Source organism: Streptomyces sp. NPDC060184 (assembly GCF_042728795.1).
In the GTDB taxonomy this organism is placed as follows: domain Bacteria; phylum Actinomycetota; class Actinomycetes; order Streptomycetales; family Streptomycetaceae; genus Streptomyces.
On the sequence record NZ_JBHWYX010000030.1, the window covers coordinates 32,185 to 51,386 of the forward strand.

Here is a 19,202-nt window from a genome sequence, read left to right on the forward strand (position 1 = left end):
CTGCCTCGGGGGTCGGCGCCGGGTCAGCGGGTGCGGTTGAGGGTCTGGAGAGCGGCGCGCAGCAGCTGCGGCACGGGGGGCCGGACGCCGTCCGCGAGGGCCGCCTCGGCCTGCGGGGCGACGGCCGAGACCGCGTCGTCCGCCTCCCGGGCGGCGTAGCCGAGGCCGATCAGGGCGGCCTGGAGCTGCTCGCGCCAGTCGGCGACGGCCGCGGCGGGGGCCTGCTGGCCGATGTGGGCGCCGCGGGGGGCGCCGAGCCGGTCCTTGAGCTCCAGCAGAAGCTTCTGGGCGCCCTTCTTGCCGATGCCGGAGACCGCCATCAGGGCCTTCTCGTCGCCGGTGGAGACGGCCTGGCGGAGCGCGTCGGGGCTGTGGGTGGCGAGCATGGCCTGGGCGAGCCGGGGGCCGACTCCGCTGGCGGTCTGGAGCAGTTCGAAGACCTGGCGCTCGTCGTCGTCGGCGAAGCCGTAGAGCGTGAGGGAGTCCTCGCGCACGACGAGGGAGGTGGCGAGCCTGGCCTGCTGGCCGATCCGGAGATCGGCCAGGGTGCGCGGGGCGCACTGGACGGCCATGCCGATGCCGCCGACCTCGATGACGGCCGTGGCCGGGGAGAGGGCGGCCACCGGGCCGGAGAGGAAGGCGATCATGCGGTGCGGCCTTTCAGCGTGCGATGGGCGGCGACGGCCTGCTGGAGCCGGTTCTGCGCGGGGGCCCGCCAGATGTGGCAGATCGCGAGCGCGAGGGCGTCGGCGGCGTCGGCGGGTCTGGGCGGGGCGTCGAGCCGGAGCAGCCGGGTGACCATCGCGCCGACCTGTGCCTTGTCGGCGCGTCCGGAGCCGGTGACGGCGGCCTTGACCTCACTGGGGGTGTGCAGGGCGACGGGGATGCCGCGCCGGGCCGCGCAGAGCATGGCGACCGCGCTGGCCTGGGCGGTGCCCATCACCGTACGGACGTTGTGCTGGCTGAACACGCGCTCGACGGCGACGTATTCGGGGCGGTGTTCGTCGAGCCACTGCTCGATGCCGCGCTCGACCGCGACCAGGCGGTCGCCGAGCTCGGCTTCGGGCGGGGTGCGCACCACGCCGACGCCGATCATGGTCAGCGGGCGGCCCGCGACGCCTTCGACGACGCCGACTCCGCACCGGGTCAGCCCCGGGTCCACACCGAGTACGCGCACGGTACGCCCCCTGTCCTCACCGCTCGGTCAACTGTTCTGGCAGGCTATCGGGCGGCTCTGACAACGCGACGGGCCGACGGGGGTGTGTCCCCGTCGGCCCGTGCCGCGTACCGCTTCCGGGTGGACCGGATCAGGCGGCGTCGACCTTCTCCATGACCTCGTCCGAGACGTCGAAGTTGGCGAAGACGTTCTGCACGTCGTCGCTGTCCTCCAGCGCGTCGATGAGCTTGAAGATCTTGCGGGCGCCCTCTTCGTCGAGCTCGACCTGCATGGTCGGCAGGAAGCTGGCCTCGGCGGAGTCGTAGTCGATGCCCGCCTCCTGGAGCGCGGTGCGGACCGCGACCATGTCGGTGGCCTCGCTGACGACCTCGAAGGTGTCGCCGAGGTCGTTGACCTCTTCGGCACCCGCGTCGAGCACGGCGCCCAGCACGTCGTCCTCGGTCAGTTCGCCCTTGGGCAGGTTGACGACGCCCTTGCGGTTGAACAGGTACGAGACGGAGCCCGGGTCGGCCATGGAGCCGCCGTTGCGGGTCATCGCCACGCGCACGTCCGAGGCGGCGCGGTTGCGGTTGTCGGTGAGGCACTCGATGAGCACCGCGACACCGTTGGGGCCGTAGCCCTCGTACATGATCGTCTCGTAGTCGGCGCCGCCGGCTTCGAGACCGCCGCCGCGCTTGACCGCGGAGTCGATGTTCTTGTTCGGGACCGAGCTCTTCTTCGCCTTCTGGATGGCGTCGACGAGCGTCGGGTTGCCGTCGGGGTCCACGCCGCCGGAGCGGGCCGCGACCTCGATGTTCTTGATCAGCTTCGCGAAGAGCTTGCCGCGCTTGGCGTCAACCACGGCCTTCTTGTGCTTCGTCGTAGCCCATTTAGAGTGGCCGGACATCTGCCTTCTCCTTCGCGTCACCAAAATCGATCCGAACCCGAGAGATCCTACCGGGATCGGTCAGAGCACTGCGCGCACCATCTCGACGAAGAGGGCGTGGACCCGGTGGTCGCCGGTCAATTCCGGGTGGAACGAAGTCGCCAGGGCGTTTTTCTGCCGTACCGCGACAATGTGCCCGCGGTGTTCGGCCAGCACCTCCACCGAGGCGCCCACGGATTCCACCCAGGGCGCCCGGATGAACACGCCTTCCACCGGTCCGTCCGCACTCTCCTCGATGCCCCGCACGGTGACCGAGGCCTCGAAGGATTCGTTCTGGCGGCCGAAGGCGTTGCGGCGCACGATCATGTCGATCCCGCCGACGGTCTCCTGGCCCGCGCGCGGGTCAAGGATCTTGTCGGCAAGCATGATCATGCCCGCGCAGGTGCCGTAGACCGGCATGCCCGCCCGTACCCGCTCGCGCAGCGGCTCCATCATGCCGAAGAGCACGGCGAGCTTGGACATGGTGGTGGATTCACCGCCGGGGATGACGAGACCGTCGACCCCGGCGAGTTCCTCGGGGCGCCGGACCGGCCTGGCCAGGGCGTCCGCCGAGGCCAGGGCGATCAGGTGTTCGCGAACGTCGCCCTGGAGGGCGAGGACCCCGATCACGGGTGTGTCGCTCATCGGGGGTTACCAGCCGCGGTTGGCGTAGCGCTCGGTCTCGGGCAGCGTGTCGCAGTTGATGCCGACCATGGCCTCGCCCAGGTTGCGGGAGGCGTCCGCGATGACCTTGGGGTCGTCGTAGAAGGTGGTGGCCTTCACGATGGCGGCGGCGCGCTTGGCCGGGTCGCCCGACTTGAAGATGCCGGAGCCGACGAAGACGCCCTCGGCGCCGAGCTGGCGCATCAGCGCGGCGTCGGCGGGGGTGGCGACACCACCGGCGGAGAAGAGCACCACGGGGAGCTTGCCGAGCTCGGCGACCTCCTTGACCAGCTCGTACGGGGCGCGCAGCTCCTTGGCGGCGGCGTACAGCTCGTTGTTGTCGTAGCCGCGCAGCCGGGCGATCTCGTTCTTGATCTGGCGCAGGTGGCGGACGGCCTCCACGACGTTGCCGGTGCCGGCCTCGCCCTTGGAACGGATCATCGCGGCGCCCTCGGCGATACGGCGCAGGGCCTCGCCCAGGTTGGTGGCGCCGCAGACGAACGGGGTGGTGAAGGCGAACTTGTCGCTGTGGTTGACCTCGTCGGCCGGGGTGAGGACCTCGGACTCGTCGATGTAGTCGACGCCGAGGGACTGGAGGACCTGGGCCTCCACGAAGTGGCCGATGCGGGACTTGGCCATGACGGGGATGGAGACGGCCCCGATGATCTCCTCGATCATGTTGGGGTCGGACATCCGGGCCACGCCGCCGTCCTTGCGGATGTCGGCCGGCACGCGCTCCAGGGCCATCACGGCCACCGCGCCCGCGTCCTCGGCGATCTTCGCCTGCTCGGCGTCGACGACGTCCATGATCACGCCGCCCTTGAGCTGCTCGGCCATGCCGCGCTTGACGCGGGCGGTGCCGGTCGCGGGAGAACCGGCGGACACTGCGGACTGCGGGGTGCTGGGAAGCGTGGACACGGGACCTCACTCGGTGAAAGGACTACGGGTTTCCTGCACCGCCGAGCAAACGCCCCACGACCAGTCCACAGCAAGGGCCAATGAGGAGGCGGTGGATCGTTTTGGACCGCCCGCCGACGCGTCGCCACCCACGCGTCGCCGCCCCCCGCGCCGGCCCGGAGGCCCCCGCGTCCCCGCTCAGGTGCCCGGGCGGTCGGCCAGCGCGGGGGGCGGGGTGTCGTCCATCTCGAAGGCGAGCGGGAAGGGCGCGTGCCCGGCCAGCCGGAACCAGCGCACCGTGCGGTGCGAGCGCAGGGCCCGCGCGGCGCGCACCGCGTCGTTGTGGAAGCGCCGCGCCATCGGGACCCGGCGTACGGCGGCGGCCAGTTCGTCCGCCGCCTCCTCGCCGCCCCGGGCCTCCCGTACGGACTCCACCTGGGCGCTCTCGCCGAAGACCGCGCGCAGGGCGGCGCTCAGCTCGCTCTCGGCGACCTCGCGGTGGTCCTCCTCCGCCTGGCGGGAGGCGTGCGCGGCCTCGTACAGGACGAGGGAGGCGGCGGGGTCCAGGAGACCGGAGGTGGCCACCTCCTGGGTGACCGAGGCGCGGCGCAGCAACTGCGCGTCCAGGGCGGCCCGGGCGGCGTCGATCCGCGCGTGCAGCCGGTCCAGGCGCCCGGCGGTCCAGCTGAGGTACAGGCCGATCGCGACGAGTGCGACGACGGTCCAGATCAAGGTTGCGGTCACGGGCGCAAAGGCTACCGTCGCCCGGCATCCGCCCCGACCGGCCGGCGCGGGCCCGGACCGGCCGCCCCCGCCGGCTCCCTCAGTCCCCCGCCGGCCCGAACGGCTGGGAGGCGTCGCGGTCCCTGGGCTGGACCGCGTCCCGGTCCCGGACGAGCCCGAAGCGTGCCCGCAGCCCGGTCGCGCGTTCGTCGGCCGCCACGGACGCGGCGCCGTCGGCCACCGTCTCGTACACCGCGAGGATGTCGGCGCCGACGGTCGACCAGTCGAAGCGGCGCACGTGCGCGCTCCCCCGCTCGCTGAGTCCGGCCCGCCGCTCCGGATCGCCGAGCAGCCGGATCGCCGCCGCGGCCAGCGCGTCGGCGTCCTCGTTGGCGAAGAGGTCGCCGGCCGTGCCGTGGTCCAGCACCTGGGCGAACGCGTCGAGGTCGCTGGCGAGCACCGCGGCCCCCGCCGACAGCGCCTCCACGAGGATGATCCCGAAGCTCTCGCCGCCGGTGTTCGGGGCGACGTACACGTCGACGCTGGACAGCAGCCGGGCCTTGTCCTCGTCGCTGACCATGCCCAGGAACTCGACGCGGGAGCGCATCTCCTCGGGGAGCGACGCGACGGCCTCCTCCTCGTCGCCCCTGCCGGCCACCAGCAGCCGGGTGCCGGGGTGGGCGGCGAGGATCGCGGGCAGCGCCTTCATGAGGACCGGCAGGCCCTTGCGCGGCTCGTCGATGCGGCCGACGAAGCCGAGGGTGCCGCCCTGCCACTCGGGCTTCGGCTCCGCGTCGGCGAAGAAGGCGACGTCGACGCCGTTGGGGATGACCACGGCGTCGCCGCCGAGGTGCTCGACCAGGGTCCGGCGCGCGTACTCGCTCACCGCGATGCGGGCGCTGATCTTCTCCAGCGCGGGCTGGAGGATCGGGTACGCGGCGATCATGGCGCGCGAGCGCGGGTTGGAGGTGTGGAAGGTGGCGACGATCGGCCCCTGCGCCGCCCAGCAGGCGAGCAGCCCCAGCGACGGCGAGGCCGGCTCGTGGATGTGGATGACGTCGAAGGTGCCGTCGTGCAGCCAGCGGCGCACCCGGGCCGCCGAGAGGAAGCCGAAGTTGAGGCGGGCCACCGAGCCGTTGTACGGGACCGGCACGGCCCGGCCCGCCGAGACGACGAACGGCGGCAGCGGGGTGTCGTCGTCGGCCGGGGCGAGAACGGAGACCTCGTGGCCGAGCCGGATCAGGTGGTCCGCGAGGTCCCTGATGTGGAACTGCACACCGCCGGGGACGTCCCAGGAGTACGGGCAGACGATGCCGATCTTCACGGGGCCTTCGTCCCCTCGGCCGTGCCGCCCGCGGTGTCGAGGTCGTCGAGCCAGAGCCGTTGCAGCATGTGCCAGTCCTCCGGGTGGGCGGCGATGCCTTCGGCGAAGGCGTCGGCGAGGGCCTGGGTCATGGCGGCGGTCCGCTCGGCCCGGGTGCCCTCCTCGGGCACCGCGACGGGCGGGTGGACCCGGGCCCGCATGACGGGGGTGTCGTCGAAACCGAGCGTCACGGGGAGCAGGAGCGCCCCGGTCTGCTGGGCCAGCAGCGCCGGACCGGCGGGCATCCGGGCGCGGGCGCCGAAGAAGTCGACCTCCACGCCGGAGGCGGACAGGTCCCGGTCGGCGACCAGGCAGACGAGGCCGCCCGCGCGCAGCCGGCGGGCCAGCGTGCCGAAGGCGGCGCCGCCGCTGTGCGGCAGCACCTCCATGCCGAGGCTCTCGCGGTAGGCGACGAAGCGGTCGTAGAGGGTCTCGGGCTTGAGGCGTTCGGCGACCGTGGTGAAGGGGACCTTGAGGTCGGTGGTGACCCAGGCTCCGGCCAGGTCCCAGTTCCCGAGGTGCGGCAGGGCGAGGACGACTCCGCGTCCGGCGTCCAGGCCTTCGGTGAGGAGGTGGGCGTCGGTGACGTCGATGCGTTCCCTGATCTGCTCCGGGCTCCAGGCGGGCAGCCGGAACGACTCCATCCAGTAGCGCATGTACGAGCGCATCCCGGCCCGGGAGAGTTCGGCGAGCCGGGCCTCGGAGGCGTCGGGGACGACGCGGGCGAGGTTCGACTCCAGCCGCAGCACGCTCTTGCCCCGCCGCTTCCACACCTGGTCGGCGAGGGTACGGAAGAGGGCGCGGGCGACCGGTTCGGGCAGCTTCTTCACCGCGCCCCAGCCGAGCCCGTAGAGCCCGTCGGTCAGTCGTTCCCTGAGGTCGGTGCCGGGTGCGCTCACCGGCCGTCCTCGGTCCCCCGACCCGCCGTGCCCGCTTCCGCGGCAGCCGCCGCGTCCGCCTCGGCGGACTCGCGGCGCACGGTGACCACGCGCTGGACGAGGGTCACCAGGCTGCCCGCCGCGACGATCCACAGCGCGATCGGGAGCAGGATCTGGATGCCGGGGACGCCGAAGCCGTGGAGTCCGGCGAGGCCGGCGGCGACCAGCGAGATCACCAGGCGTTCGGCGCGCTCGACGAGGCCGTTGACGGCGACGGGCAGGCCGATCGACTCACCGCGGGCCTTGGTGTACGAGACGACCTGGCCGCTGGCGAGGCAGAAGATCGCCACCGCGCACATGATGTCGTTGTCGCCGTTGCCCGCGTACCAGAGGGCGAAGCCGCCGAAGATGGCGCCGTCGGCGACCCGGTCGAGCGTCGAGTCGAGGAACGCGCCCCAGCGGCTGGAGATCCCGGCCTGGCGTGCCATGTTCCCGTCGACCAGGTCCGAGAAGACGAAGACGGTGATGACGATGGTGCCCCAGAAGAATTCCCCCATGGGGAAGAAGACGAGCGCACCGGCCATCACTCCGGCCGTGCCGATCAGGGTGACCGCGTCGGGACTGACCCCGAGGCGGAGCAGCAGAGCGGCGAACGGCGTGAGGACACGCGTGAAAAACGCACGCGCGTACTTGTTCAGCATGGCCTTCCCTGAGGGGTCGGTGGGCCGTGCGACCCCTTCGGCCACCGGCTGGCCCATCGTAGTCACCACGCGGCCGGTCCATCGGACGGGCACCCGTCCCGCACTCCCTGCGCGTCGCCGGGCCGTGTCCGCCCCTGCTCGCCGGACCGGGGGCCGGTGTCCGGTGCGGTACGCCGCGGTGCGACGCACCCCGCCGGATTCCGCCCGCCCGACGACCGCCGTCGGGTGCGGCCCGGGGGGCGCTCGGACGGCGCGTCGTCGCAATCACCCCGGCGCCGCTCTCGGTGACGGGCGGTGGGGGCGTTCGGACGCTACGCTGTGGGCGCAGCTCAGAAGGTGTGCCGCGTACGGTAGTTGGGCACACCCGCAGGAGCGGACAATGCGGCGAGTGGGGGCGAACGGTGGCCAGCGACGGATTCGACTTTTCTCCCGGAGCGCAGATCCCGATCCAGGGCGCGAGCGCCGGGGCGGTGGCCACGAACGCCCTGGCCTCGGCCGCGTACCGGGACAGCCCGGTGGAGGAGATCCTCAAGGCGGACAACGAGTGGCACAAGTCCTCGGTGTCGGCGGGTTCTTCGAAGTTCTTCAAGGCCAACTACTTCAAGCCCAATCTGGGCGAGGCGTTCTCGCGCGCGGTCCAGGAGCGCACCTTGGGCGGCGCGCGCGGAGCGTTGATCCAGTCGTTCGGGATGGACCCGCAGACCGTCGTGGAGCACTGCTTGTCGGCGTCCCGGCTGCGCAAGGAGCGCGACACCCGGCTGACCCTGGTGACGCTGGTGTGCGGGGTGCTGTTCCTGCCCGGGCTGCTGCTGTGGATCATCGCCTTCCGGCTGCGGGACGCCCTCGACAAGTCGAAGGACTCGGCGTTCAAGGCGCTGGGCACGGTCGTGCTGGTCGTCATCGGCGGTCTGGCGGTGGTGGCACTGATCGCGCTGCCGGTCGGCGGGTTCCTGGGCCTCTATCTGCGCGGGGCGATCGTCGCCCCGGTGGTCGGCTGGCTGATCGCCAAGCGGATCGCGGAGAACTCGGCGAAGGACATGCGGGTCCGCTGGGAGGGGCTGCTCTCGGGCGGCGGGATCAGCGCCAAGATCCCGGACGCGGTGCCGAAGAACCCGAACGAGACCGCCCGTGAGGCGCTGCGCCAGTCGCTGGAGAAGCTCGCGGCCGAGCAGCAGTCGAACTCGGTCTTCTACGCGGGCCCCAAGGGCATTCTCGGCATGGGGACCCGGTGGGGCAGCTGGCAGTTGGCGGAGGAGCTGGTCTCGGCCGACCCCACCAAGGAATTCCACCAGTTCCGCAGCTGGGACGTGATCCGCGCGATCCACGACCAGTTGCAGATGCTGGAGCGCGGCCCGCTGAACAGCGGTGGTTTCCCGAAGCCCTCGGTGAAGCACTGGATCGTCTCCCCGGTGGGCGAGAACGCGGACTCGGTCTCCCGTCCGGCGGGCGAGGACGTGGCGACCTTCCAGGTCAAGCCGCACGAGATACAGCGCATCTGCAACCACCAGCAGTTCGGCAGCGGCGCCCGGCACTACCTGGGCGTGCAGTTCACGCTCTGGGACGGCCAGTTGGTGCTGACGATGATGATCACGGTGACGGTGCTCCACGAGACGCTGCGCATCGAGGTCACCGGGCACGCGCTGGGTCCGGTCCACTCGCTCTTCTTCTCGAAGCCGGCGGCGAAGACGAAGACGGTCAACAAGACGGTCCGCTTCTGGGAGACCCGCAAGATCAACCTGCCGCTGGTCGAGCCGGAGGAGGTGGTCCGCCTCGCGCTGCGCGCCCCGCTGACCTGGTATCCGCCGCTGCTGGACTACCTCGGCGGCAAGATCAGCCTGCCGGAGCCCTTCGGAATGCGGCACGCCTGGGCCTCGCAGCCGTGGAACCACCGCTTCATGGCGGACGACGCGCTGCGCGCCGCCACCCCGGTGCTGCGGGTGGTCCACTCGGCGGCGCTGCGGGTGCTGAAGGAGAACGGCGTGGACACGGAGCGCTTCAGCAGCCGCTCGATGTCGCTGAGCGGCGCGGTCCAGGACGCGGCGCCGAAGAAGGCCGACTCCTACGACGCCTGAGTCCGGTGCGGACGGAGGAGGAGGGGCGCCCCGGCCGGGGCGCCCCTCCTCCTCGTGCGCGGTCGGTCAGGCGGCCGGCCAGGCGTCGGCCAGCAGCGCGCGGGTGTCGCCGAGGAGCTGCGGGAGCACCTTGGTGTGGCCCACCACGGGCATGAAGTTGGTGTCGCCGCCCCAGCGCGGTACGAGGTGCTGGTGCAGGTGCGCGGCGATGCCGGCCCCGGCGACGGCGCCCTGGTTCATGCCGATGTTGAAGCCGTGCGCCCCGGAGGCCGCGCGGAGCGCGACCATCGCCCTCTTGGTGAAGTCGGCGAGTTCGAGCGTCTCCGGGCCGTCGAGCTCGGTGTAGTCGGCGACGTGCCGGTAGGGCACGACCATGAGGTGGCCGCCGGTGTACGGGTAGAGGTTGAGCACCGCGTAGACGTGTGCGCCGCGTGCCACGATGAGCCCGTCCACGTCCGATTTGGACGGGATCGTACAGAACGGACAGCCGTCGTCGGCGCCGGGGCCGCTCGGCTTGTTCTCACCCTGGATGTAGGCCATCCGGTGGGGGGTCCACAGGCGCTGGAACGCGTCGGGCGTCCCCACTCCGATCTGCTGCTCGGGCTCACTCGTCATGCGGTTCAGCATATGGCGTCACCCCCGCCGTGCGTGTCGCCGGGGCCCGGCCCCGGGCGGCGGCGGGATGCTTGCGGCCATGAGCGACCGCCCCGAGCCCCCGAGCGACCGCCCCGCCCCCACGGGCGACCGCTCCGCCCCTTCCCTCCCGGCGACCCGGCTCGGCCGGTGGGAGGCGCGTGCGGAGGTGCCCATGGCGATCGCCTCGCTGTTCTTCCTCGCGGGGTACGCGCTCCACGTGCTGGCCGGCCGGGACCGCGAGCCGTGGCCGGACGTGGGGCTGGCGCTGGTGTACGGGACCTGGGCGCTCTTCGTCGTGGACTACGCCGTGCGCGTGCGGCTCAGCGGCCAGGGCCACCGCTTCGTTCGGTCGCACTGGCTGGACACCCTGGTGCTGGTGATGCCGCTGCTGCGGCCGTTGCGCGTGGTGAAGGTGTACACGGCGGTCCAGCAGCGCCGGGCCGAGCCGCGGCTGAGCCTTTACGCCCGCGTGATGTCGTACGCCGGGCTCTCCGCGGTCCTGCTCGGCGTCACCGCCGCGCTCACCGTCTACCACGTGGAGCACACCGCGCCGGGCGCCAGCATCGTCACGTTCGGCGACGCGGTCTGGTGGGCGTGCGCGACGCTGACGACGGTGGGCTACGGGGACGCGGTGCCGGTCACCCCGGAGGGCCGGGTCGTCGCGGCGGGGCTGATGGCCTGCGGTCTTGCGCTGCTGGGGGCGGTGACGGGGTCCTTCTCGTCGTGGCTGCTCCAGGTGTTCCGGCGGGAGGACGAGGAACGGCCCCCGGTGGGCTGACGCCTGCCGGGGGCCGTACTCGTGAGCCGGAACGCGGAACCGTCAGACCTGGACGCGGTCCTCGACGGCCTTGGCGATCTTGGCGATGGCCTCGTCGACTGGGATGCCGTTCTCCTGCGAACCGTCGCGGTAGCGGAAGGAGACGGCGCCGTTGGCCATGTCCTCGTCACCCGCGATGATCATGAAGGGGACCTTGGCCTTCTGCTGGTTGCGGATCTTCTTCTGCATCCGGTCGGAGGACGCGTCCACCTCGACCCGCAGCCCCTGCTTGCGCGCCGTGGCGGCGAACTCCTGGAGGTACGGGATGTGGGCGTCGCCGATCGGGATGCCGACCGCCTGGACGGGCGCGAGCCAGACCGGGAAAGCACCCGCGTAGTGCTCCAGGAGCACCGCGAAGAAGCGCTCGATGGAACCGAACAGGGCGCGGTGGATCATGACCGGGCGCTGCTTGGTGCCGTCCGGGCCGGTGTACTCCAGGTCGAAGCGCTCCGGCAGGTTGAAGTCGAGCTGCACGGTCGACATCTGCCAGGTGCGGCCGATGGCGTCCTTGCACTGCACGGAGATCTTCGGGCCGTAGAAGGCGGCGCCGCCCGGGTCCGGGACCAGGGGCAGCCCCTGCTTCTCGGCGACCTGGCGCAGCGTCTCGGTGGCCTCTTCCCAGATCTCGTCCGAGCCGACGAACTTCTCCGGGTCCTTGGTGGAGAGCTCCAGGTAGAAGTCGGTCAGGCCGTAGTCGCGGAGCAGGTTCAGCACGAAGGTGAGCGTGCGGTCCAGCTCCTCGGCCATCTGCTCCTTGGTGCAGTAGATGTGCGCGTCGTCCTGGGTGAAGCCGCGCGAGCGGGTCAGGCCGTGCACCACGCCGGACTTCTCGTACCGGTAGACCGTGCCGAACTCGAAGAGACGAAGCGGGAGTTCACGGTAGGAACGGCCGCGCGCGTCGAAGATCAGGTTGTGCATCGGGCAGTTCATCGGCTTGAGGTAGTAGTCCACCCCGTCGTCGAGCTGCATGGGGGGGTACATGCCGTCGGCGTACCAGTCCAGGTGGCCGGACTTCTCGAAGAGCTTGCCCTTGGTGGCGTGCGGGCTGTAGACGAACTCGTAGCCCTCCTCCTCGTGGCGGCGCCGCGAGTAGTCCTCCATCGCCCGGCGGATGATGCCGCCCTTGGGGTGGAAGACGGCGAGACCGGGACCGATCTCGTCGGGGAAGGAGAAGAGGTCCAGCTCGTTGCCGAGCTTGCGGTGGTCGCGCTTGGCGGCCTCCTCCAGGAACTCCAGGTGCGCCTTGAGCTCTTCCTTGGTGGGCCACGCGGTGCCGTAGATGCGCTGGAGCATCGGGTTCTTCTCGCTGCCGCGCCAGTACGCGGCGGCGTTGCGCATCAGCTTGAACGCCGGGATGAACCGGGTGGTCGGCAGGTGCGGACCGCGGCAGAGGTCCTTCCAGCACAGGTCGCCGGTCTTGGCGTCCAGGTTGTCGTAGATGGTCAGCTCGCCGCCGCCCACCTCGACGTCGGCGCCGTCGTCGGACGAGGCCGAGCCCTTGATGCCGATGAGCTCCAGCTTGTACGGCTCGGCGGCCAGCTCCTCGCGGGCGGCCTCGTCGGTGACGACGCGGCGGGAGAAGCGCTGGCCGCGCTTCTGGATCTCCTGCATCTTCTTCTCGATGGCCTTGAGGTCCTCGGGCGTGAACGGCTTCTCGACGTCGAAGTCGTAGTAGAAGCCGTCCTTGACCGGCGGGCCGATGCCGAGCTTGGCCTCCGGGAAGAGCTCCTGCACGGCCTGGGCCATCACGTGCGCGGTGGAGTGGCGCAGGATGTTGAGGCCGTCCTCGGAGGAGATCTCCACGGGCTCGACGCTCTCGCCGTCCTGGAGGACGTGGGCGAGGTCGCGCAGCTCGCCGTCGACGCGGGCGGCGACGACCGAGCGCTGTCCGGGGAAGAGCTCCGCGGCCGTCGTGCCCGTCGTCACCACGTGCTCTTCCCGCTCGGAATCGCGATGGATGATCACACGGACGTCTGACACCGGTCTCTCCTGACTCAGGGGGCGCACCGCATTGCTTGCGCGTGCTCCAGGGATCGTACCGAGACGGGCTACCTAATTCACATTGCGTTCTTCTCCCGCGACGGACGACGGCCCCTCGGTCCGGGGCGGCGGCCCGTACGGGAGCTACGCCTCGTCCCCCGCGCACGCCTCCTCGAACCAGTCGAGGTTCTCCTGGAGCGCCTTCATCAGCCGGTCGCGCTCCGCCTCGTCGACCTGGACCGGCGCGACCTGGGTGGCGCCGGTGAGGCGCCGGAAACCGCCCCGGCTCTCCAGCACCCCCTCCACCCGCAGCGGCAGCCCGACGAGGTGGGCGTGCCCGGCGATGCGGTACGCCTCCTCGTCCAGCTCGACCCGCACGTGCGCCACCTCGGCGCCCGCGAGGACGCGCAGCCGTACGGTCCCGGGGCCGCGCGGTCCGGAGCGGCGCATCCGTACGACGGCTCCCGTGATCCGGACCGGGAAGGAGGGCTCCTCCTGGCGGTAGCGGGTGCCGGCCAGCCGGAGCGCGGGGAGGTCGCCCGGGGAGAAGTCGACGGGTTCGGGGCGGGCAGGGCAGTCGTCGGGCGCACCGCGGGCGGGCGCCCAGTCGACGGTGATCCTGGCCCCCTCCGAGCCGCGGACCAGGGCGATCAGGGCCTCGGTCAGCTCACGGCTGACACCGGCGGGGACGGCGGCGTCGAAGGCCTCCATGCGGCCGGTGGCCCGCTGGTAGTCGACGGCCTCGCGGGCGGCGTGCAGCGCCCGGTAGAGCCGCCCCGCGACGGCGCGGCCGGAGGCGACGGGGAGGAAGGCGGTGAGCCGCCGTCCGCCCGGGGCCGGGCCGATCAGTACGTCGTCCAGGGCGGCCCGGGCCCGTCTGCGGTGGCGGGCCCCGTGGTGGCCCGCCGGGCCGCGTACGGCGAGGGAGCCGGCCAGCAGGACGCGCAGGGCCGCCGCGCGCAGCGCCTCCGCCTCTCCCCAGCCCGCCGCTCCGGCGGCCCCGGCGGCGGCCGGCGCCCCCTGGGGGACCTCGCGCCGCCAGCGGACCTCGTCGCTGGGGACGGCCAGGGCGACGAGGACGTCCCGGGCGGAGGGTTCGGCACTGCGGGCGAGGGCCGCGACCGCCTCCGCGAGCAGTTCCTCGCTGTCGGGGAACGCGGCGGTGGCGGGCACCAGCAGGCTGGCGGGCCCGCCGGCCGGGCCGGGCGGGGTCCACCGGGTGTAGCGCCCGGCGGCGCCGCCGCGCAGGCACCAGCCGTGGCGGGCGAGGAGCGCGCCGAGGACGGCGGGGTCCACGGCGGACGGGTCCGGCAGGGCGCCGGACGCGCCCCGGTCAGGGGCCTCGCCCGCTTCTCCCGCGGCCCGCAGGAGCCGCTCCTGCGGGATCTCGGCCGGGTGGGCCCGGGGGTCCTGCTCCGCCCCGCCGCCGACGGGTTCGTCCATCGACCGGTGCATCAGGGTCTCCCTCCCGCCCCGACCCGGGCCATGATCTCGCAGACCGCCCGGTCGTCGAAGATCCGCGAGGTCGGGATGCGCACGGTTGTCCTGAGCCGGCCGGTCACCGGGTGGCCGGCCAGGTTGATCCAGTAGCAGCAGTGCCGCAGGTCGAGCCGGTCGTGTCCGGCGCGGAGCCAGTCGTCCTGGGCGCGCGGCACGATCATCACGACCAGGATGCGGTGCACGGACACGGGGGTCCGGGCGAGTTTCACGAGGTGGGCGTTGTCGAGGGTGAACGGAAAGGTCCCGCCCCGGGGGTGCGGCGGGAGCTGGTAGGTGCATTTGAGCTGCACCTTGACGGTCACTTCGTCGTCGACGGTGTGGGCCGGGGCGCCGTGGCTGAGGTGCCAGTCGACGCCGTTGTCGGGAAACGGCTGCGAGAGGGAGCAGCCGGCCGCTGCCGCCACGGCGTGGAGATACCCCACCTGAAGGGTCTCCATGCAGGCGGTGGTGGCGAGGGTGCCCCTCAGGGGGGCGGTCCGCCCGGCCGGCAGACCTCTCTCGCGGTCCGCGGCACGGGCGGTGCTCCCCGGGTCGGGCTGCGCGAGCGCCATGGCTCCGTATGCCTTCCGGGCTGTGCAGTTCTCCGGTCGTGGGCGTGCTTCAACTCCGACGGGGGCCGGCACCACGACCGGCACCGCGCAGCGGCACCGGCCAACTCCCTTTCCCGTCAGAAGTGTTGTCACCGAAGGAGACGGCCCGCAAACGGCGTATCAGGCAAACACTGCGGGTATCACCGATATCGGGCAGGGGCATCACGCCATCTGCCGTGCGGGTGCGAGGAGTTCGGGGATGATGCACTGGTTCGAGGGGCCGCTGGCCGCATTTGACACGGAGACGACGGGGGTCGACGTCGAGGAGGACCGGATCGTTTCGGCCGCCCTGGTCGTCCAGGACACCGCAGGCGGGCGGGCCCGGGTGACCCGCTGGCTGATCAATCCGGGGATACCGGTGCCGCCCGGGGCGACCGAGATCCACGGACTGACCGACGACCACCTGCAGCGCAACGGCCGGTGGCCGGCGCCGGTGGTGGAGGAGATCGCTCGGTCGCTCGCCGAGCAGTGCGCGACGGGCCGTCCGCTCGTCGTGATGAACGCTCCCTTCGACCTGACGCTGCTGGACCGCGAACTGAAGCGGCACCGGGCGTCCTCGCTCACGCACTATCTGGAGCACGTGCCGCTGTGCGTGGTCGATCCCCGGGTGCTCGACAAGCAGCTGGACCGCTACCGCAAGGGCCGCCGCACTCTGACCGACCTCTGCGAGCTGTACGGGGTGGTGCTGGACGGGGCGCACGACGCGGCGGCGGACGCCGCGGCCTCGATGGAGCTGGTGCGCGCCGTGGGCCGGCGGTTCACCTCCCGGCTGGAGCGGCTGAGCCCGGCGGAGCTGCACACGCTCCAGGTGGCCTGGCACGCGGCGCAGGCGCGGGGGCTGGAGGCGTGGTTCGCCCGGAGCGGCACCCCGGAGCGGGTCGACCCCGCGTGGCCGCTGCGCCCGCGTCCGGAGGTGGCCGCCGCGGCGTGAACGGGCGGCCCCGCCTCCCGGTACGGGCCTGAACGCGCGAAAGCCGGTCCGTCATTGCTGACGGACCGGCTTTTCCCGGTGGGCAATACTGGTTTCGAACCAGTGACCTCTTCGGTGTGAACGAAGCGCTCTCCCACTGAGCTAATCGCCCGGGAACGGGTTGAACAATACAGGGCTCGGCGCGGTTCGTCCACGTCCCCGTCGCGAAGGGCCGTCGACCCGCCCCCGCCGGGCCGTCACCGACCGTCGAGCCGGGCGGTCAGCCCGCGCCTCGCGGAGCGCATCATCAGGGCGTGGTTGGCCCGGAAGACGGGCCGGGCGACGGGTGCCAGCAGCCGCATCAGCCGCTTGCGGACCTCGACTTCCTGGTCGTACCGCACGCGGCTGCCGTCACCCCTGCCAGTGACGGTCCAGCGGGCCCAGCCCTCCAGATCGCCCCGCATGGACACTTCGAGAACGCCGGCTTCCGGATCGCGCCGGCCCTGCTCGACGGTGACGACCAGGTCGTACGGCAGGACGGAGCGGAAGCGCGCCCGTCCCGTGGTCGCGTCCACCTGGGCCACCTCGCGGACCTGCGGCCACCAGCGCGGGTACTCCTCGCCCCGCTCCAGCACCGCGAGGACGGCGGCGGGGGGCGCCGGGAGGTCCCACAGGCTGGTGAACCGGTAGTGGTTCGGATTCATGGAGCCAGTCTGACGCGCCCCGGCGTCGACCGCCCCAGGTACTCACTCCCGGAAGTGAGTACCTGAACACATGTACGCACCCCGGTCCGGGCCCGACACTCCGGGCATGGAACATGTCCCGCCGCCCGCCGAGGAATTGGCGCTCCTCGACCGTGAACTGGCCCATCTGGACGCCCGCCGGGCGCAGTTGCTCCTTCGCCGCGCCTGGCTGGTCGAAGCCGTGCGCGCCTCGGCCGGCTCCGCGCGCACGCACACGGCCTTCGCTTCCCCGACGCCCGCTTGGGGCGCGCCCGTCCCGGCGCGGACCCCGTCCGGGCGCGGCGCGCAGAACGTGCTCCTCGCCCTCGGCGGGCTGCTGCTCGCGGTCGCCGCCATCGCGTTCACGCTGTTCAGCTGGGGCTCGATGGGCATCGGCGGCCGTTCGGCCGTACTGGCCACCGTGACGGCCGCCGCCCTCGTCGCCCCGGTCCCGCTGCGGCGGCGCGGGCTGCGGGCCACGGCGGAGGCGCTGGGCGCGTTCGGGCTCGTCCTGACGCTCCTCGACGCCTACGCCCTCCACGCGGTGGCGCTCCCCGGCACCGGCGGCGCGGCGTTCGCCGCCGCGGCCTCGGCCGCGCTCGCGGCGCTCTGGGCGGGATACGGCCTGACGCCGGGCCGGCCCGTGCTGCCGGTTCCGGCGGCGGTGGTGGCGGGTCAGCTGCCACTGGTGCTGGGCTGCGTGGCCGTCGGCGCTCCGGCCCTCGCCTTCGGGTGGGCGCTGCTGGTCACGGCGGTGCTGGACGGGGTGCTCGCGGTCCGGGCGGTCCGGTCCGGGGTGCGGATCACCGCCGCGGTCTGCCTCGCGGTCACCGGGTCGGGGGCGCTGTTGCTGGCCCTGGTCCGGTCACTGATGGCCGGGGGCCCGGTCGCGGCGATCGCCCCGGGGGCGCTGCTGGTGCTCGCGGGGGCCGCCGCGCTGCTCGCCGTGGGCCGGGTGCCGGCCGGCCTCGCGACGGCCTGCGGACTCGTCGGCACTCTCGCCGGAGTGGCGGGCACCGGCGGGGTGGTGCGGGCTGCGCTGCCGTCGGAGTGGGCCGTCGTGGCGTATCTGCTCGCGGGGATCGCGTTCCTGGCGGTGGCCCGGCTGTCGGCGGCGCGCCCGCCGGTGGACCGGGTGCTGTCGGCGGGGGCGGCCGGACGGGGTGTGGACGCGGCGGTGGCGGCCGTGGTCGCGGGGACGCTGCTCTGGACGGTGCCCTGGGTGGCCGCGGTCCTGGTGGGCCCGCTCTCGGGGGGTACGCGGGTGTGGGCGGGCGCCCCGGAGGGGTTGCGGGACGTGCTCGGCGGGCCCGTCCCCCCGTCGTGGACGATGGCCGCGCCGGTGGCCCTGGCGGTGGTGGCCGCCCTGGGGGCGACGGCCCACCGGTGGGTCGCCCGGCCCGCCGGGGCGAAGGACGCGGAGGTCCTGGCCGCCGCGCGGACGCCGGCGTTCTGGACCTGGTGGCGGAGTGCGGCCCCGGTGGCCGTACCGGCGCAGGCCGCCTGCGCGGTGCTGGTCGCGGCGGCCGTCGCGGACGTCCCGTACGCCGCCGGAGCGGTGCTGGAAACCCTGCTGGTCGCGGGGGCGCTGGAGCTGCTGGTGCGCCTCTCCCGGGGCCCGGCCCGGTCCGCCGCCGGGTCGGCGGCACTCGGCTGCGCACTGGCGGGCACGGTGAGCGTGGCGGCGCTGTCGCTGCACTCCCAGGCGGCGACCTACGCCGTGGTGGCGGCGCTGACGGTGCTGTTCGCCGCGGCGGCCCTCCGCCTGCCGGAGCTCCCGGCGCGCTCGGTGGCCGCCTGCACCGCCGTCCTCGGCGGGATCGCGCTGACCGCCGCAGCCGTCGGGTCGCTGGGACTCTCCGCCTCGCGCGGAGCGCCGCTGCTGCTGGTCGTCCCGGCGGTCACGGTGGCGCTCGGCAGGGTGCTCCGGCGCCGGCCGGTCGCGGTGCCGGTGGAGCTGACCGGGGCCTTCGGCGCGCTGGTGGCGGTGGGCCTGGCGGTCACGGACCCGGCGCCGCTCGCCCTGGTGCTGGGGCTGTCCGGGGTACTGGCCGCCGGTACGGCGGTGCGGCCGGAGCGGCGGAAGGTGGCGGGCGCCGTGGCGCTGGTGCTCTTCGTGCTGGCGTCCTGGGTGCGGCTGGCGGCGTCGGAGGTCACCGCCCCGGAGGCGTACACCCTGCCGGTGACGCTCCCGGCCCTGGCGGTGGGGGTGCTGCGGCGCCGTGCCGCCCCCGGCCACGAGGTCTCCTCCTGGACGGCGTACGGCGTGGGGCTCGCGGTCACGCTGGTGCCGAGCCTGCTTGCGGCCTGGGGCGACCCGGGGTGGACGCGCCCGCTGCTGCTGGGGCTTGCCGCCCTCGCGGTCACGCTGGCCGGAGCCCGGTCCCGCCTCCAGGCCCCGCTGCTCCTCGGCGGCGGGGTGCTGGCCCTGCTCGGCCTGCACGAACTCGCCCCGTACGTCGTGCAGGTGGTGGGAGCGCTGCCGAGGTGGCTGGTACCGGCGGCGGCCGGGGTGCTGCTGCTCGCGGTGGGCGCGACGTACGAGAAGCGGCTGCGGGACGCCCGGCGGGTGAAGGAGGCCCTGGGCCGGATGCGGTGAGAGCCGCGGGCGGTGTCCGCCACGACATGGGCGGACATACGCGGAAGGCCCGGGAAACCTCGCGGTTTCT

The 19,202-nt window shown here is 73.1% G+C and carries 17 protein-coding genes, 1 tRNA gene and 1 pseudogene; 4 read left to right on the top strand and 15 right to left on the bottom strand.

Annotation, left to right across the window (positions count from 1 at the left end; genetic code table 11):
- Positions 1-23 precede the first annotated feature (23 nt).
- The 9 genes and pseudogenes from ruvA to pgsA all read right to left on the bottom strand — a co-directional run bounded on the left by ruvA (position 24) and on the right by pgsA (position 7,306).
- A complete protein-coding gene (gene ruvA / locus ACFWEE_RS20425; protein ID WP_386890902.1) occupies positions 24-647 on the bottom strand; it encodes a Holliday junction branch migration protein RuvA in 624 nt (207 codons plus the stop codon).
- A complete protein-coding gene (gene ruvC, locus ACFWEE_RS20430) occupies positions 644-1,177 on the bottom strand; it encodes a crossover junction endodeoxyribonuclease RuvC (protein ID WP_386890904.1) in 534 nt (177 codons plus the stop codon). Before ruvC ends, ruvA begins: the two co-directional genes overlap by 4 nt.
- A 130-nt stretch (positions 1,178-1,307) precedes the next feature.
- Entirely contained in the window at positions 1,308-2,063 is a 756-nt protein-coding gene (locus ACFWEE_RS20435) for a YebC/PmpR family DNA-binding transcriptional regulator (protein ID WP_386890906.1), read from the bottom strand.
- 60 nt (positions 2,064-2,123) lie between these two features.
- Positions 2,124-2,726 carry a pyridoxal 5'-phosphate synthase glutaminase subunit PdxT gene (gene pdxT / locus ACFWEE_RS20440; protein WP_386890908.1) on the bottom strand — a complete coding sequence of 201 codons (603 nt, stop codon included), beginning with the start codon at positions 2,724-2,726 and terminating at the stop codon, positions 2,124-2,126.
- A gap of 6 nt (positions 2,727-2,732) precedes the next feature.
- A complete protein-coding gene (gene pdxS, locus ACFWEE_RS20445; RefSeq protein ID WP_327174718.1) occupies positions 2,733-3,662 on the bottom strand; it encodes a pyridoxal 5'-phosphate synthase lyase subunit PdxS in 930 nt (309 codons plus the stop codon).
- 177 nt (positions 3,663-3,839) lie between these two features.
- Positions 3,840-4,385, bottom strand: a complete 546-nt coding sequence (locus ACFWEE_RS20450) for a hypothetical protein (protein ID WP_386890910.1) — start codon at positions 4,383-4,385, stop codon at positions 3,840-3,842.
- Positions 4,386-4,527: 142 nt separating this feature from the next.
- Positions 4,528-5,688, bottom strand: a pseudogene (locus ACFWEE_RS20455) (glycosyltransferase family 4 protein); the annotation flags it as partial.
- Positions 5,685-6,626: a phosphatidylinositol mannoside acyltransferase gene (locus ACFWEE_RS20460; RefSeq protein ID WP_386890912.1), complete on the bottom strand. Its 942-nt coding sequence runs from the start codon at positions 6,624-6,626 to the stop codon at positions 5,685-5,687. The pseudogene ACFWEE_RS20455 and the gene ACFWEE_RS20460, both read right to left, overlap by 4 nt.
- The gene (gene pgsA, locus ACFWEE_RS20465) at positions 6,623-7,306 is read right to left on the bottom strand and encodes a phosphatidylinositol phosphate synthase (protein WP_386891005.1); all 684 of its coding nucleotides are present in this window, start codon (positions 7,304-7,306) and stop codon (positions 6,623-6,625) included. The genes ACFWEE_RS20460 and pgsA overlap by 4 nt, the downstream gene beginning before the upstream one ends.
- A gap of 401 nt (positions 7,307-7,707) precedes the next feature.
- Here pgsA and ACFWEE_RS20470 point away from each other — a divergent pair, with 401 nt between their 5' ends.
- Entirely contained in the window at positions 7,708-9,378 is a 1,671-nt protein-coding gene (locus ACFWEE_RS20470) for a hypothetical protein (protein ID WP_386890914.1), read from the top strand.
- A gap of 66 nt (positions 9,379-9,444) precedes the next feature.
- Here ACFWEE_RS20470 and ACFWEE_RS20475 read toward each other — a convergent pair whose 3' ends face one another.
- Positions 9,445-10,005, bottom strand: coding sequence for an HIT family protein (locus tag ACFWEE_RS20475; protein ID WP_386890916.1), 561 nt, complete (start codon positions 10,003-10,005; stop codon positions 9,445-9,447).
- Between the two features lie 67 nt (positions 10,006-10,072).
- Between ACFWEE_RS20475 and ACFWEE_RS20480 the strand changes: the two genes are divergently transcribed.
- Complete coding sequence (locus tag ACFWEE_RS20480; protein WP_386890917.1) at positions 10,073-10,792, top strand: potassium channel family protein; 720 nt, start codon at positions 10,073-10,075, stop codon at positions 10,790-10,792.
- Positions 10,793-10,834: 42 nt separating this feature from the next.
- Here ACFWEE_RS20480 and thrS read toward each other — a convergent pair whose 3' ends face one another.
- The 3 genes from thrS to ACFWEE_RS20495 form a co-directional block, all read right to left on the bottom strand.
- The gene (gene thrS / locus ACFWEE_RS20485) at positions 10,835-12,811 is read right to left on the bottom strand and encodes a threonine--tRNA ligase (RefSeq protein ID WP_386890919.1); all 1,977 of its coding nucleotides are present in this window, start codon (positions 12,809-12,811) and stop codon (positions 10,835-10,837) included.
- 144 nt (positions 12,812-12,955) lie between these two features.
- On the bottom strand, positions 12,956-14,266 hold the full coding sequence (locus ACFWEE_RS20490) for a hypothetical protein (RefSeq protein ID WP_386890921.1): 1,311 nt from the start codon (positions 14,264-14,266) through the stop codon (positions 12,956-12,958).
- Complete coding sequence (locus ACFWEE_RS20495; RefSeq protein WP_386890922.1) at positions 14,266-14,862, bottom strand: DUF4365 domain-containing protein; 597 nt, start codon at positions 14,860-14,862, stop codon at positions 14,266-14,268. Before ACFWEE_RS20495 ends, ACFWEE_RS20490 begins: the two co-directional genes overlap by 1 nt.
- A gap of 238 nt (positions 14,863-15,100) precedes the next feature.
- Between ACFWEE_RS20495 and ACFWEE_RS20500 the strand changes: the two genes are divergently transcribed.
- A complete protein-coding gene (locus ACFWEE_RS20500; RefSeq protein ID WP_386890924.1) occupies positions 15,101-15,832 on the top strand; it encodes a 3'-5' exonuclease in 732 nt (243 codons plus the stop codon).
- A gap of 79 nt (positions 15,833-15,911) precedes the next feature.
- Here ACFWEE_RS20500 and ACFWEE_RS20505 read toward each other — a convergent pair.
- Both ACFWEE_RS20505 and ACFWEE_RS20510 read right to left on the bottom strand, forming a co-directional pair.
- Positions 15,912-15,983: transfer RNA gene (locus ACFWEE_RS20505), tRNA-Val, on the bottom strand.
- 85 nt (positions 15,984-16,068) lie between these two features.
- On the bottom strand, positions 16,069-16,515 hold the full coding sequence (locus ACFWEE_RS20510; protein ID WP_386890925.1) for an SRPBCC family protein: 447 nt from the start codon (positions 16,513-16,515) through the stop codon (positions 16,069-16,071).
- A gap of 106 nt (positions 16,516-16,621) precedes the next feature.
- Between ACFWEE_RS20510 and ACFWEE_RS20515 the strand changes: the two genes are divergently transcribed.
- Positions 16,622-19,132: an SCO7613 C-terminal domain-containing membrane protein gene (locus ACFWEE_RS20515; RefSeq protein ID WP_386890926.1), complete on the top strand. Its 2,511-nt coding sequence runs from the start codon at positions 16,622-16,624 to the stop codon at positions 19,130-19,132.
- The last annotated feature ends 70 nt before the right edge of the window (positions 19,133-19,202 follow it).

Coding starts and splice junctions, on each gene's coding strand:
- ACFWEE_RS20515 (WP_386890926.1), top strand. CDS start 16,622: ATGGAACATGTCCCGCCGCCCGCCGAGGAATTGGCGCTCCTCGACCGT.
- ACFWEE_RS20490 (WP_386890921.1), bottom strand. CDS start 14,266: ATGCACCGGTCGATGGACGAACCCGTCGGCGGCGGGGCGGAGCAGGAC.
- ACFWEE_RS20495 (WP_386890922.1), bottom strand. CDS start 14,862: ATGGCGCTCGCGCAGCCCGACCCGGGGAGCACCGCCCGTGCCGCGGAC.
- ACFWEE_RS20475 (WP_386890916.1), bottom strand. CDS start 10,005: ATGCTGAACCGCATGACGAGTGAGCCCGAGCAGCAGATCGGAGTGGGG.
- pdxT (WP_386890908.1), bottom strand. CDS start 2,726: ATGAGCGACACACCCGTGATCGGGGTCCTCGCCCTCCAGGGCGACGTT.
- ACFWEE_RS20500 (WP_386890924.1), top strand. CDS start 15,101: ATGATGCACTGGTTCGAGGGGCCGCTGGCCGCATTTGACACGGAGACG.
- ACFWEE_RS20480 (WP_386890917.1), top strand. CDS start 10,073: ATGAGCGACCGCCCCGAGCCCCCGAGCGACCGCCCCGCCCCCACGGGC.
- pgsA (WP_386891005.1), bottom strand. CDS start 7,306: ATGCTGAACAAGTACGCGCGTGCGTTTTTCACGCGTGTCCTCACGCCG.
- ACFWEE_RS20435 (WP_386890906.1), bottom strand. CDS start 2,063: ATGTCCGGCCACTCTAAATGGGCTACGACGAAGCACAAGAAGGCCGTG.
- ACFWEE_RS20510 (WP_386890925.1), bottom strand. CDS start 16,515: ATGAATCCGAACCACTACCGGTTCACCAGCCTGTGGGACCTCCCGGCG.
- ruvA (WP_386890902.1), bottom strand. CDS start 647: ATGATCGCCTTCCTCTCCGGCCCGGTGGCCGCCCTCTCCCCGGCCACG.